At 58.7% G+C, this 14,379-nt stretch carries 6 protein-coding genes, 1 tRNA gene and 1 pseudogene; 5 read left to right on the top strand and 3 right to left on the bottom strand.

What is annotated here, in order from left to right:
- Positions 1 to 93: 93 nt before the first annotated feature.
- The 5 genes from pheS (at position 94) to ABI582_RS15665 (ending at position 4,359) form a co-directional block, all read left to right on the top strand.
- A complete protein-coding gene (pheS, locus tag ABI582_RS15685) occupies positions 94 to 1,110 on the top strand; it encodes a phenylalanine--tRNA ligase subunit alpha (protein ID WP_016487883.1) in 1,017 nt (338 codons plus the stop codon).
- A gap of 31 nt (positions 1,111 to 1,141) precedes the next feature.
- Entirely contained in the window at positions 1,142 to 3,523 is a 2,382-nt protein-coding gene (gene pheT, locus ABI582_RS15680; protein WP_059395896.1) for a phenylalanine--tRNA ligase subunit beta, read from the top strand.
- Between the two features lie 4 nt (positions 3,524 to 3,527).
- The gene (gene ihfA, locus ABI582_RS15675; RefSeq protein ID WP_003250679.1) at positions 3,528 to 3,830 is read left to right on the top strand and encodes an integration host factor subunit alpha; all 303 of its coding nucleotides are present in this window, start codon (positions 3,528 to 3,530) and stop codon (positions 3,828 to 3,830) included.
- Complete coding sequence (locus tag ABI582_RS15670; protein ID WP_003250681.1) at positions 3,811 to 4,167, top strand: MerR family transcriptional regulator; 357 nt, start codon at positions 3,811 to 3,813, stop codon at positions 4,165 to 4,167. Before ihfA ends, ABI582_RS15670 begins: the two co-directional genes overlap by 20 nt.
- Before the next feature lie 115 nt (positions 4,168 to 4,282).
- Positions 4,283 to 4,359, top strand: a tRNA-Pro gene (locus ABI582_RS15665).
- A 78-nt stretch (positions 4,360 to 4,437) separates the two neighbouring features.
- On the opposite strand, the pseudogene ABI582_RS15660 reads toward ABI582_RS15665, so the two are convergent.
- From ABI582_RS15660 to ABI582_RS15650, 3 genes and pseudogenes are all read right to left on the bottom strand, one after another.
- Positions 4,438 to 4,569: pseudogene (locus ABI582_RS15660) on the bottom strand (integrase); the annotation flags it as partial.
- Positions 4,570 to 5,000: 431 nt separating this feature from the next.
- On the bottom strand, positions 5,001 to 9,509 hold the full coding sequence (locus ABI582_RS15655; RefSeq protein ID WP_442119652.1) for an RHS repeat-associated core domain-containing protein: 4,509 nt from the start codon (positions 9,507 to 9,509) through the stop codon (positions 5,001 to 5,003).
- Positions 9,506 to 14,356, bottom strand: a complete 4,851-nt coding sequence (locus ABI582_RS15650; protein ID WP_442119651.1) for a hypothetical protein — start codon at positions 14,354 to 14,356, stop codon at positions 9,506 to 9,508. The genes ABI582_RS15655 and ABI582_RS15650 overlap by 4 nt, the downstream gene beginning before the upstream one ends.
- Positions 14,357 to 14,379: the final 23 nt, after the last annotated feature.

Here is a 14,379-nt window from a genome sequence, read left to right as displayed (position 1 = left end):
CCCGGCGGCGCTAGCGCCGTCGGGCATTGAACGTCATCGATAGGGGAAGAGCCTTCAAAGCTCTTCCCCTATTTTCGTATCTGGAGTCTGTACATGGAAAACCTGGATGCGCTGGTCTCCCAAGCCCTAGAGGCCGTGGAGCGCGCTGAAGACATCAATGCCCTGGAACAGATCCGGGTTAATTATCTCGGCAAGAAGGGCGAGCTGACCCAGGTGATGAAGACCCTGGGCAACCTGCCAGCCGAAGAGCGGCCGAAAGTCGGCGCGCTGATCAACGACGCCAAAGAGCGCGTCACCGTTGTGCTCAATGCCCGCAAGGCCGCCTTTGAAGAAGCCGAGCTCAGCGCTCGCCTGGCTGCCGAATGCATTGACGTCACCCTGCCAGGCCGCGGCCAGGCCACCGGTGGCTTGCACCCGATCACCCGTACACTCGAGCGCATCGAGCAGTTCTTCACCCACATCGGCTACGGCATTGCCGAAGGCCCAGAGGTCGAAGACGACTACCACAACTTCGAAGCGCTCAACATCCCCGGCCACCACCCGGCCCGGGCGATGCACGACACCTTCTACTTCAATGCCAACATGCTGCTGCGTACCCACACCTCGCCGGTGCAGGTGCGGACCATGGAGTCCACCCAGCCGCCTATCCGCATTGTCTGCCCAGGCCGCGTATACCGCTGCGACTCGGATATCACCCACTCGCCGATGTTCCACCAGGTCGAAGGCCTGCTGATCGATCGCGATATCAACTTCGCCGACCTCAAGGGCACCATCGAAGAATTCCTGCGCGTATTCTTCGAAAAAGAACTGGCGGTGCGTTTCCGCCCATCGTTCTTCCCCTTCACCGAGCCGTCCGCCGAAGTCGACATCCAGTGCGTGATGTGTTCCGGCAACGGCTGCCGCGTGTGCAAGCAGACCGGCTGGCTGGAAGTGATGGGCTGCGGCATGGTGCACCCAAGCGTGCTACGCATGTCCGGCATCGACCCTGAAGAGTTCCAGGGCTTCGCCTTCGGCATGGGCGCCGAGCGCCTGGCCATGCTGCGCTACGGCGTCAACGATTTGCGTCTGTTCTTCGATAACGACCTGCGGTTCCTTGCCCAATTCCGCTAGGCCCAATCGACGCACATTCTAGGAGAACAGCATGAAATTCAGTGAACAGTGGCTGCGCGGTTGGGTAAACCCGCAAGTCTCCCGTGACGAACTGGTCGCCCGCCTGTCCATGGCCGGCCTCGAAGTCGACAGCGTTACCCCCGCTGCCGGCCAGTTCAGCGGCATTGTCGTGGGCGAAATCCTCGCCACCGAACAACACCCGGACGCCGATAAACTGCGCGTGTGCCAGGTGACCAACGGCCAGGAAACCTTCCAGGTCGTGTGCGGCGCCCCTAACGCCCGCCCAGGCATCAAGATCCCGTTCGCCATGATCGGTGCCGAGCTGTCTGGCGACTTCAAGATCAAAAAGGCCAAGCTGCGCGGCGTCGAGTCCTTCGGCATGCTGTGCTCGGCGGCCGAGCTGGAAATCAGCGAAGAGAACGACGGCCTGCTGGAACTGGCGGCTGACGCCCCGGTTGGCGAAAACATTCGCACCTACCTGAGCCTCGACGACGCCAGCATCGAAATCGGCCTCACGCCGAACCGTGGTGATTGCCTGTCCATCGCCGGCCTGGCCCGTGACGTCAGCGCCCTGTACGACACCCCGGTCACCCGCCCGGTGGTGCCTGCCGTAGCGCCTGCCCACGACGAAGTGCGCCCGGTCGAAGTCAGCGCCCCGGCGGCCTGCCCACGCTACCTGGGCCGCGTTATCCGTAACGTCGACCTCAGCAAGCCGACCCCACTGTGGATGGTCGAACGACTGCGCCGCAGCGACGTGCGCAGCATCGACGCCGCCGTCGACATCACCAACTACGTGATGCTCGAACTCGGCCAGCCGATGCACGCCTTCGACCTGGCAGAAATCAACGGCGGCATCCGCGTACGCATGGCTGAAGAGGGCGAAAAACTCGTCCTGCTCGACGGCCAGGAAGTTGCCCTGCGCGCCGACACCCTGGTCATCGCCGACCACACCCGCGCCCTGGCCATCGCCGGCGTCATGGGTGGCGAGCACAGCGGTGTGAACACCGAAAAAACCCGCGACCTGTTCCTGGAAAGCGCCTTCTTCGAGCCGATTTCCGTTGCCGGTAAAGCCCGTTCCTACGGCCTGCACACCGATGCCTCGCACCGCTACGAGCGCGGCGTCGACTCGCAGCTGGCCCGCGAAGCCATCGAGCGCGCCACCCAGCTGCTGCTGGACATCGTCGGCGGCGAAGCCGGCCCTGTGGTTGAAGCCGTCAGCGAACAGCACCTGCCGAACGTTGCCCCGGTCACCCTGCGTGACGAACGCATCACCCAGATGCTCGGCATGCAGATGGATCCAGCCCAGGTAGAGCAACTGCTCAACGCCCTGGAGCTGACCACGACCCGTGATGGGGAAGGGCAGTGGACCGTAACCGTCCCAAGCCACCGCTTCGACATCAGCCTGGAAGTGGACCTGATCGAAGAGCTGGCCCGCCTGTACGGCTACAACAACCTGCCGGTTCGCTACCCGCAAGCCCGCCTGGCCCCACAGGGCAAGCCGGAAACCCGCGGTGACCTGCCAACCCTGCGCCGCCTGCTGGTTGCCCGCGGCTACCAGGAAGCCATCACCTACAGCTTCATCGACCCGAAACTGTTCGAACTGTTCAGCCCGGGCGTAGAGCCGCTGTTGCTGGCCAACCCCATCTCCAGCGACATGGCCGCCATGCGTGCGTCCCTGTGGCCGGGCCTGGTCAAGGCACTGCAGCACAACCTGAACCGCCAGCAAGACCGCGTGCGCCTGTTCGAAAGCGGCCTGCGCTTCGTCGGCCAACTGGGTGACCTGCAGCAGCAGCCAATGATTGCCGGCGTTATCACCGGCAGCCGCCTGCCAGAAGGCTGGGCCAACGGCCGCGACGGCGTCGACTTCTTCGACGTCAAAGCCGACGTCGAAGCCCTGCTGGGCTACTCCGGCGCGCTGAGCGACTTCACCTTCAGCGCCGGCAAACACCCAGCCCTGCACCCAGGCCAGACCGCCGCCATCGAGCGCGACGGCAAACTGGTTGGCTACCTTGGCGCCATCCATCCGGAGCTGGCCAAGGCCCTGGGCCTGGACCGCCCGGTGTTCCTGTTCGAGCTGGTGCTGGGCGACGTGGTCGAAGGCCGCCTGCCGAAATTCAGCGAGCTGTCGAAGTTCCCGGAAACCCGTCGTGACCTGGCTTTGATTGCAGGACGTGATGTAGCTTCTAGCGCGGTGCTTGAATTAATTCGTGACAATGCAGGCGAATGGCTCACAGACCTCAGGCTGTTTGATGTCTACCAAGGTAAAGGCATTGATCCTGATAGAAAAAGCCTTGCCGTTGGCTTGACCTGGCAGCATCCATCGCGCACTCTTAACGACGATGAGGTGAACACTACCCTGCAAAACATCCTCACCTCGCTCGAACAAAGGTTGAACACCACGTTAAGGAAATAACGGCATGGGTGCTCTGACGAAAGCTGAGATGGCCGAAAGGCTGTACGAGGAGCTGGGGCTTAACAAGCGTGAGGCCAAGGAGCTGGTCGAGCTGTTTTTCGAAGAAATTCGGCACGCACTTGAAGAGAACGAGCAGGTCAAGCTGTCCGGTTTCGGCAACTTCGACCTTCGCGACAAACGCCAGCGGCCGGGCCGCAACCCCAAGACAGGGGAAGAGATCCCGATCACTGCACGGCGCGTCGTCACCTTTCGTCCAGGGCAGAAGTTGAAGGCCCGGGTTGAGGCCTATGCTGGAACCAAGCCATAACGACGAACTGCCCCCCATACCGGGCAAACGCTACTTCACCATTGGTGAAGTAAGCGAGCTTTGTGCGGTAAAGCCGCACGTGCTGCGGTATTGGGAGCAGGAGTTCGACCAGCTTAACCCTGTGAAGCGGCGGGGGAACCGGCGGTATTACCAGCGGCAGGATGTGCTGATGATCCGCCAGATTCGTGCGCTGCTTTATGACCAGGGGTTCACCATTGGCGGGGCGCGGTTACGGCTTTCCAGTGATGAGGCTAAGGATGAATCTAGCCAGTACAAGCAGCTGATTCGGCAGATGATTGTTGAATTGGAGGATGTGTTGGTGGTTTTGAAGAAGTGAGCTGGGCGTTTCTGATGAGTGGAAATTTTTTTGAGAAAAAGCTTTCATTTATCAGAGGGTTAGGGTACATTCTTCAAAGTTCTTGGCAAGATTGAGAACATGCTTCAAGCCCAGTCGGGGCGTAGCGCAGCCCGGTAGCGCACTTGCATGGGGTGCAAGGGGTCGAGTGTTCGAATCACTCCGTCCCGACCATTATTCCTGAGTAAAATCAGACACTTAAGCCGGTTAGCTAAACCGGCTTTTTTGTGCCCGCGCAAAACACGCACAAAACTATCCGGCGATTTCGCCGATATCGAGGTCAGCTTCGACCTCTGACCACACCACGTCCTCATGCCCCTTCTGATAGTTTTTGGTCATCCCTTCAGTGGCATGACCGGCGATCTTTTGCCCGTCTTTCCCTGAGTGGTAGGCCTTGATCGTGACGTCTTTGATCGTTCGGCTCATGCGCTCGACCTGGCCATTGGTCCATGTTCAGGTCCAGCGCGACCACAACCGGTATCGATCAGTTTCAGGTTGTAGATGCCGCACTTGGAGGACATAAACCGTGTTCGGAACGAGCGTCAGGTCGCGCAATGTCAGCTGATGCAGGAGTTGACCCAGGCGATGCTGGAATCTCGTGGCGCCCCCACGCCACCGGCAGTGCTGAGCTGTCGCAGCCATCTGGGGCGTCTGCAAGTTGACTGAGATGAGCGGGTGGTGGGTGGCAGCCTGCCGTCTGCTCAATTCCGAGGAAGGGAGCCAAACGCTCATGTGGATGAGCCTGTGCCGGTTCTTTCGCGGATAGACCCGCGATGAGGCCGGTACAGGCGCCAGAACAAGAAAAGCTATGAACGCTATTTCGGAGGGTCTCTGAAAAAGAGCCCTTTCTTCATGTTATCGGCCTCTTGTGCACCTGAGAACATGGCACCTCCAAAGTTGAACGCCGCGCCGACCATCCGGTCAGGTACCGACGAAGTCTTATCGGTTGCCCATCCACCGGCCGACTCAAAGAATGCTGTAGTGTTACTGATTTTGCCGGCGTTTACGTCCTCCGTTAATCGTACGTACTGTCCTAGCTTCGCTTGCGAAATATCGGCAGCTCCGTTGGATGCCAGGTTTGAGTTCACCATATCGACTGCCTGGCTGAAAGGTTTTGTGCTTTCGACCCTACCCAGATGTTCGGCCAGCGCAGTACGGTTTGGGATCGCCGCTACCGGCGGTTTTTGAATGCCGGGCATGAGTGATTTTCTGGCGGTAGAAAATGCACTGGAGAGCCAAGATGAATTGTTCGATGCTGAAGGCGCAGCAGGGGGAACTTGGCTAGAGGCACCGGGTAGGGGGGGTCTATCTCCCCCCGCAGGATAGCCAATCTTGCCGTTGACTCTTTGCGGCATGCGCATTCCCAGTTTTTTCATTAGGGATGCTCCTAGTCTTTGGTTAAGGCTGGGGCGAGCCACAACACCCGGCGTGTACATCCAGCTACGCGAGCGCCCCACCATTCTACTCATGCTATTGGAATGTATTGAAAGGCGAATGGAGCGTAAGGCGGTCAATGCTCTTGAACCCAATTTTCCAACTACGTGTCCCAGATATCTGGCTCCGCTATGAGCCAAGTTGAGAAGGCCAGCAGCCATTGCCGCCCATCCCAGCTTCTCTGCCAGTTCAGGGTTGCTCTGTTGCACCGACACCTGCGCGATGGTCAAACCTGCATACGCCATCGTCGATCCATACATCACCGCCCTCGCCACCCCGGCCATTTGCGAGCCTACCGCCGGCGCACCGGCCAGTGCCATCATCACTTGCCCCACAGGTTCCAATGTCCGCGACAACTCCGGGTTCGACTGCCTCAACGCCATCCCCGTCGCCGTGACGGCGGCACCTGCTGTATAGACGATCATCAGGCCGGCGATCACCGGCGCACTGAGGGTGCCCGCCGAACCTATGATCAGCAGTGCGCCCAAAACCGTCAGGGCACCGAACAACAGCCAGTCCCCGACGCTGGCAGCCTGGGGCGGCGCTGCCTCCGTGCTGGGAGACAGCGCGGCAAGAATGGTATCGAGCCTTGCCAGGCTGTCTGCCTGGGCCTGGCGGCTGAGCATGATGTGGCCACTGGGGTCCTCGAAGTTGACCGGATCGGCTTTGGGGCAGTAGGCACGGTCATTCGGGCCAGCCGCACCCAGGGGACTCCAGTCGTCGGGCTGGCAGAACACTTTGTGCTGGGCGTCGTAGAAGCGGTAGCCGTCGCCCAGATGGAACCCCCCCGTCACCAGATCCACCCGCTGGCGGTTGTAGCCGACGCCCACCGATTGAGTGTTGAGAGTGGCCAGATGGGTTACGCCCCAGGGCGTGAATGTGACCGAATCGCGAACCCAAGCGCCATCCTTGAACTGGTATTCGTCACCGCCCCCGGTCTGCGGGTCGCCGAGCACGAACAGCCATTGATCGTCCAAGGCAACTGCAAGGCCTGCCTGGTCATCCAGTGTCAGGCGCTTGAGCACCTTGCCTGCACCATCTAGCCAGGTTTCCCCACTCAGGCCATTGGCACCATAGTTGAGGATGCGCCGCTGGTTGTTGACGACATCACACTGGGCGATCAGCCGGTCATGTTCGTCGTACTCGTAATAGGTCAGCGGCGTCGTGCCATTCTTGGCAGTCACTGACCTCAGGCGACCGCTGTCGGTGTAGGCCAGGGACTGTTCCCGCTCGTTGGTCGCCAGGTTGCCGTTGGCGTCGTACGTAAGGGAGACCGTGCGGGTACTGGTCTTGCCGGCAAGGGTCGCGATAAAGGTGATCGCGGTACGCCGTGTTGGATGCTTCGCATCTGCGTAGGCATAGTCGCGTACAAGCGTGTCGTTGTTGCTACGCGTGGTCGAGCATTTAGTCATGCTGCCCAGTTCGTCGTATTGGTAAGTCTCTTCCTTGATGGCATAGCCTTCGTCATCCTTGACCTCTTCGCCCGCCACTGCGTCCACCGTCCATTGCTGCAACTCGTCGCTGGTGCCGGTCACGCTGGTGTAATAGACGAATGTCTCGGTTCTCGCCCGCGTGCCGTCACGGTACAGCGTCTTGCTTAGCAGCTGGCTGGCCGGCGACCAGGATTGCTCGTAGCGCACCTTTTCCTGGCCGTTAAGCGCATAACTGCGCTTGGTCTCGCAGCCGAAGGCGTCGTAGTCGTACTGCACCTGCAAGCACTGGCCGCTGCGCATGTCCTGCACCGTCAGGCAGGCCAACTGCCCCAGTGCGGTGTATGTGTAATGGTATTCGAGTGATCCCCGGCGCAACCGGCTGCGGTAGCCTTGGGCATTGTCCCAGGCCTGCAGGGGCAGGCCGTTGCTGTGCCATGTGCCGCTCTGGACGCCGCGCAGGGAGGCAGAACCCTCATTGCGCTGCTGTTGCCCGCGCACTGTCCGTTTGAAGCGCCAGGTGCCCAGCAGCAGCGGCTGCAAGGTTTCGCTGGTGACCAGGCTTTGATAATCCCCCTGCACCGGGCGTTCGGCTTGGATGGCCTGTGTGACGGGGCTCAACTTGAAGGTCACCAGGGGTGTTTTGCTCGCGGTGCTGCTGCCGCTTTGTGCATACCAGGACAGGCTGCCATCCTCGTTGCGTGCATGGTAAAGGCTGGTGCCATCTGGCTTCACGTAACCGTCTGGTCGGGTTCGCAGCGTTTGGCCGGTATCGCTGCCCCTGACCAGCGTCGACACGGTGCCCTCATTGAACGTGCGGCTGGCCAGTACTCGTTCCGAAGCCTTCGCCGACTTCTTCACGCTCATGCGGGTCGGGGCGTCGTTCAAGCCTTCATAGGCCCAGGCAATGATCGATTTGTCCGGTTGGGTCAGCGTCTCTGGTCGCCCCAGGCCGTCGTAGGTGATATCCCAGGTTCTGGTTTGCTTCGCATAGCCGGGAATGTCCTCGGTCACCTGGGTACGTTGGCCTTTTTGGTTGAGGGTCTGGGTGGTCGTGATGGCAGCACTGGCGGCAGGTTTCACCAGGCCTTTCCAGGTTTCCTTCGTCAGGGTGACCGACCCGTCCGCCAGGTTGCGCTGGGTGGATTGCTGGGTGGTCAGTGCGCCTTGCGAGATCAGCCCCAAGGTGGAGCGGGTGGTCAGCGACACATTCCGGTTTGCATCGGTAACCACCGGGTCATGCCCGTGGGCCTGCCAGAACCAGTCCTTGCTCTGCTGGGGCAGTGCTTTGACATTGTCGATGCGCAGGCCACCCGGCAAATAGTCGAACATCACTTGGCTAGCCATTTGCCCATCGCTGTCCCAGGATGTTTCTTCCACCGTGCAGTAGTTTTCGGCACTGTGGTCAGGCCCTGGCACGCGTTGCAGCTCACGGCGCACGATGCGTTGTTGGCCATCGTAGTAACACTGCTGGTGACGCCCCTGGGCATCGCAAGTCCTGACCCGCTGACCCTTGCCGTCTTCCGCGTAATGGACGGATTGCGAGTGGGTGGCTTTAAGCTCAGTAACCACGCCGCTGGTAAAGGCCTCTTCATTGAACGCATAGGTGTCACTGCGTACGCCCCGGCCCCGGCTGTCGTATCGATGGCAGCTGAACGCTATGGCCTTGCCCTCGTTGTCTTGCTGGGTTTCACGCAGTAGGCGGCCGGTGCGCGCCGACACGATCTGGCGTTGCAGGGTGGCCGTTGACGTCGAGTAGGGCGTGGTGCGCAGCAGTTCGTAAGTGGCGGCTTGTTGGCCGATGGTCACCACCTCGGTCACGGTCTGGGTGCTGCGAGCGTTGTCGTTCTGGTACCACTGGGTGGCGATGCGTTCGCTGCTACGGACCGCGCCGGCCTGGTGCTGGTAGTTGGCCTGCACCAGGGAGACGGACAGCGCTGCCGGTTTGACCAGCTTCACGTCCTCCAAGGCCAGGGCGTCGCTGTCGGCAAAGGCTTCGAAACCTTCAAAGGTCAGCACGGTGTTGGGCAGCAGGGTGCCGTGCTCGTCGCGCTGGTTCAGGGCGTAGCCGAACAGGTTCAGTACCGGGGCCTGGCGGGTACCGTCGGGCAGCAGCAGGTACTGGTATTGCGCGCACAGTGGCAGCAGGCCTTTACCAGCCTCCGGGCGCTGGGTGCAGCTGAGCTGGGTGGCATCGGCCAGTGTCCTGCCGGTGCTGCCCGCTGTGGCGTTGGTACCGGTGGTGACCTTGGCCAGTGTCAGCCCTGCAACCAGCTTGCTGATGTCCAGTGGATGGGCGTCGGTTTCGTAGTACCAGAGCCGTGTGTGCAAGCCGTCGTCAGTGATGAACTGTATAGGTTCCAGGCCGCCTGGGCGGTAGCGGGTAAGTGCGGTTTCCGTGAGCGAAGTCGCTGCAAGGGTGGGCGATGGGCTGGCGGTGGTCTGATCCATGCTGGTCATGGCTGCTGTTCCTCGGCAGTGGCGGCGACGCGGAGATCTTCTACGGTGATGTGCTGCTCTGTTTGCCGCGGCTGGCGCAGCGGCTCGGGCACGGCGTTGTCGGTCTGATAGACATGACGCGTGATGCGCTGCTGCTCGCCGGGGACCTTCTCGATCACGCGCGCAAGTTGCGTCGCACCGTCGGCGCTGTGAGACCACTCCCAGCGGGTGGATGGGATCTGTTCCAGGTCGCTGCCGACTGGCGCGTGTGCGTAGCGGGTGGCTGCGGTGATCCGCTCTTCACCTTCCCAGGCCCAGGCGTGGTGGGTGTTCGGTTGTTGGCCACCAGGGATCAAGGTTTGCAGAACGACGCAAGGTAATGGACAGGAACCCTGCCACCCGTAGGCGACCACTTCCCGTGAACCGTCGTCCTCGGTAACGCCGCACAATATATTGTCGAGCACTGGCGTCACCGCATACTGGAAGTGCAGGCGCTGGTCGGGCTGGTGGGGCTGGGAGCCGCTGGATCGAGTCAAACGCCTGAGCAGGCAGTTCTTGATGTCCAGGGTGATGCAGCAACGCTCATCAGTCTCTGGCCAGAGGGTGAAAACGCTCTGTTGGCTACCCTCCAGCATTGGCTCGGCGGAGTGTTCGGCCTTGAGCAGAACGTTGACGCCGTCCTTTATGCTCGTCAGGCGGACATGGCCCTTCACACCTTGCCAGGCCAGTTGCAGCGCTCGGCTGTCGGCCTTGAGTTGCAGGGGCACCAAAATCAAGGCATTGCGCTCTACATCGGCAAGTAGCAACGCCATTTCGGTTTTCAGTTTGTTCAGATCTGTTCTATTTGCGGTGACCTGTTGGAGTCTTTCCAGATTCTTACCTAATAAATCGGCGCCCCACGTGGTGTTGATAGAGGCCGCCAAAATGGAAGAGAACTGTATACTTCGGGTTTTTTGGTGTTCATCAATTGCTGAACCACCCGTGACACCCACGCCTCCGGCAAGCAAACCACCGAGAATGGACCATATCGGCACTGCATCTTTTGATGGTGTTTTCAACGCTTCCAATGCTTTATCGATTGCCTCGACAATCTCATTGACCTTGCTTTTGAGGCGGTCTTTATATGCTCCGCCACTTTCCAGGTTGTCATGAGTCTGGGGGAGGCCCAAGACTTCCTCGTGGCCGTTCGGGAGTTCGATCGTGAGAGTGCTCAGGTGATAGACCTTTCGCTTGCCACCTCCAGCGCTCAACTCTTCGGTGGTCCCTTGGCCTGCTTTGAGGGTATAGCCAAGGCGTACTATCGGCTCGCCATCGATCAGTTGCTTGATGTTATCAATGCTGAGCTCATGTAAGGTGCCGTTGCTCAGTACCAGGCGCCGGTTTCGATTGTCGTAAGAAGAAAAACCGGAGAGCGCGAAGCCATCGCCGAGTGCGCTTTCGTTGGCACGTAACGGCGAGTAGTTGAACGCCAGTGGGATCGCCGGCGTGTTGCCGGAGAGGCTGGACAGCGTTGCAATTGTGTGATGGAAGTGGAACAGGCCTGTCTGCGGCGAGACGCCATGGGGCTGCGGGCCGCTAGAGGCAAAGAGCTCGACCCCTGCGGTATTGGCCATATCGGCACACAGTGTGTCCTGCGCAGGTATTTCAAATACTTCTTTCGTTGTGGTGCAGCGTTGAATCTTCTTCCAAAGAGAAGTTGGCGATAAGATGCCGATCAAGAGGCCTGCTGTAGCGCTATCTTCATCGGGTGCGAAAGGGAAGTTTAAATCGAGTGTGAGTTCGCCGTCATGTTGGCTGCAGGAGGCTATAGAGAAGCCTTTATCGATGGTTTGAGTGTCGAGTGCAATGCAGAGTTGCTCCCGTGGTGAGGAGGTGAGGATTTCGATAGTTGCGAGGTGGCGTTGGGTGGTTGCTACATCTGAGAGGGTATTTTTGATGAGCTTTCTGCTAAGAGAGGCCTGCGCAAGAAGTATAAAGAACCCGCTGCCTGGAGATTTAAGCAAGTGATGGTAGCTGCTTATAATATAGGTGAAGGCATCAGGAGTATTCTGAGGGTCGTTCGTGGTTATAGTTGATGCAGATAAGTTCGGTGCTTCGTGGTGTGATTCAATGAGCTCATCTATGTCGTGATCTGTTGGTGTTCGTGGAATGCTTATAATGATTTTTATCGATTGTTCGTCGATTTCTCTTGCGAGCCAAACACAGAAGCCTAATCCTTTCTGATAGATATCCAGGTATAAATAATGTATGGGGTCTATGTAATCTTCGTGAAATTCCAGGTCGCGGTTGTCGGTCGTGAAGATGTTAGTGTTATTCTTATATCTCTGGGTTAGTCCAGGCGTGGCGAACTCGTCAATGTAAAATGTAGTGCCGTGGTTGTCAGCCGCCATGGGTGCTGGAATTATTTTTTCCAGTGTTGTTTGTAAATGAAGCGCAGTGGCTTCGCTTAATTTCCAATGGTTCAAGGAGGTGCCGGAAACATTGGGTTCGATGCTGAGTCCAAGCCAAACAACGCCGTTTTGTTTCAAGTGCCCTTCAAGCGTTTTCGCCAGATTGGCCCGCTTTGCTGCCTGATCGAGTGAAGACTCCATCGCCGACAAAGTAATGGATGAAGCGTGGCAGAGGTATCCCGTGCGCGTGTCGCGGCTCTCAATGAGCAACTGGATACTGTCGTCGTCAAGACAGGCGTCAAGCACGTCATCGATATCCGCGCCGGAGCGGCTTGACCAGGCAGGTGATGCCAAGGGCTCGCTCATCCAGATACGGAGTGGCACCGCTGCGCGTAGGCAACGCCATGTCGAAGCAGGGGCCGTGCCGCCGCTACTTGCCTGTTCCAGTTTTATGTAGGGTGCCAAGGGACTGCCAGCCAACTGGCTGGCCAACGCGCTCGGCCACTGGCCCTGCGCTTGTGTTGCAGCACTTGGGCAGAACGTGAACGGCGATCCCGGTAGCGGTGCGCCCGTCACATGATCGTGTACCGCAATCATCACCTCGTTATCCAAGGCCAGGCCCGAGTTCACGGTGAATGATGCGTGCTCAAGCCAATTGACGGATTCAAGTTGCACAGAAAGGTCGGACAGTTGCGGTATCCAGAGCTGATTATCCTGCTCCGCGGGCGTGATGCTGATGCCATCGTCCTGGAGTTTGCCCGCCCTTAGCATCGCACTGTGCTGGTTAAGGAATTCGCACATCTGTTTGTTCCAGCTGCCGCGGGTGCTGTTCGCTTCGGGCTGGAAAAAATGAGATTCGTACAGGTGCTGGCTGGTCCTGTGGCGTACTTGTATGCAAATACGTTCTCCCAAAGGCGGCGGTGCATCTGGAAGCCGGAGTGCACTGACCTGGTTGGCCTTGAACGGGAGGTTGCTGAGCAGCTTGCAATGCGAATCAAATGCCCACAAACGATCGACCTGGCTTTTCTCGATGTTGTTGTAACCCGTAAAAGTTTGCGAGGTGGGGGCATCGGTGTTTTCGGTAAATTCGGCGTCGTCCGAGAGATGCCCGGCCTGGAGCAGCACGGAACCCTCGACCAGCGTGCGGTCGGCTTGGATCGCCTTGACCAATGCAGCCGGCCAGGCCAGGCGGGCTTTGTTGGCGTCGGTCGCTTTCAGCGAGACGGTTTTCAGCACGCGCCCGTCGATGGGGTCGACGGCCCACACGTGAATCTGCTCGTCGGGCTGCAAATCTCGATCTGCCAGGACAAAACATGGGCTGGTCCATAGGCAGGGACCTTCGCCGAGCAAGGCTGGTGCGAATCCGGTCATCTCTGGCAGCGTGTAATTAATAAGTGACGCTGCGCTGTCGCCCGACTCATCAGGGGGAGAGCTGCCGGGCTCTTGAGGGGCAGCGCTCTGATCCGGTCTGGAGCCTTCTTCAATAGCTGCCTCAATCAGTCCGTCCAAGCCCGGTATTTCGAAATCATAGGGAACTTCTGGAAATGGCAGCGCGTGGGTGATCTGATCGATCAGGTATTGCTCCTGCAAGGATGACCTGCGCGCAACCATGATCATTGAAAGCCTGGCTTCTGTAGTGGACGCTTTCCAGTACGTTTCCTGCCTGACAAGTGTGGCTAAAAGATCGTATTTCGAGTAATCCGCATTCTCAATACTCAGCCCGAAGAGGGTCGCGCCATTTTCTTGATTGAGTTCAGTAGGCGCCAGCTCATGCTCGAATGGCCATTGGACCGGGGCTGCTTGTACATCGCTATTATCTGTAACTGATTGAGCGATCTCCCAGGCTACAAACGCTTTAGGTAGCTTCGACAAATAGTTTCGGGCAACGGTGTGGGGCAACACGGTGGGGAATTTCATGCCCTGATAGAAGTCGTCGGCAAAGTCTAAAATGCCGTAGAGGAAGTCACGGTCAGTGATCAGCCGGCGTTGGTGCAGTAGCGCGCGGACTTGCTCCTTGTTGGGCGAGCTGTTGAACATAAGCTTGACGCGGCTCTTTACGTCAACCTCTGTACACGCCAAAACCTGATCAATGTCGGATTCGGTTCCCCATAGGAACCTAGGAGCGCCTTCATCAATTGTGTAAGTGCATACAACCCAGACAGTGGCTTCTTTACCAAACAGGACAGCTTCATCAGGCGAAAGCACGGTGGGCAGCGCAAGTTTCTGGCGTCTCGCAGTGAGCGCTTCATCCGCTTCGCGGATGTTGAAAATTGACTCAAAAGACAATATCTCCCGGTACTTCCTTGCGACGTTGAAATTTTCTTTATTTTCACTGGATAGAACTTCGATACGGTCCTCATAGAGGGCTTCAATGAAACAATCATAACCAGCCTTGTCGTCAGAAAAGAATGAATTCAGTATGTGTACATGGCTTCCCTGCTTTATGCCAAGTACTTCAAGCATTGCTTTGCTGTACATGCGCACCTCCATTGGCTCTGCAT

Origin of the sequence: Pseudomonas sp. SAS7, assembly GCF_052112345.1 — a bacterium.
Taxonomy (GTDB): Bacteria; Pseudomonadota; Gammaproteobacteria; order Pseudomonadales; family Pseudomonadaceae; genus Aquipseudomonas; species Aquipseudomonas putida_Q.
The sequence above is the reverse complement of the archived record's forward strand: the minus strand, read 5'-3'. Positions and strand labels throughout refer to the sequence as shown.

Excerpts from the sequence above, each read along its gene's own strand:
- pheS (WP_016487883.1), top strand. The coding sequence starts at position 94 with ATGGAAAACCTGGATGCGCTGGTCTCCCAAGCCCTAGAGGCCGTGGAG.
- pheT (WP_059395896.1), top strand. The coding sequence starts at position 1,142 with ATGAAATTCAGTGAACAGTGGCTGCGCGGTTGGGTAAACCCGCAAGTC.
- ihfA (WP_003250679.1), top strand. The coding sequence starts at position 3,528 with ATGGGTGCTCTGACGAAAGCTGAGATGGCCGAAAGGCTGTACGAGGAG.
- ABI582_RS15670 (WP_003250681.1), top strand. The coding sequence starts at position 3,811 with ATGCTGGAACCAAGCCATAACGACGAACTGCCCCCCATACCGGGCAAA.
- ABI582_RS15655 (WP_442119652.1), bottom strand. The coding sequence starts at position 9,509 with ATGACCAGCATGGATCAGACCACCGCCAGCCCATCGCCCACCCTTGCA.
- ABI582_RS15650 (WP_442119651.1), bottom strand. The coding sequence starts at position 14,356 with ATGTACAGCAAAGCAATGCTTGAAGTACTTGGCATAAAGCAGGGAAGC.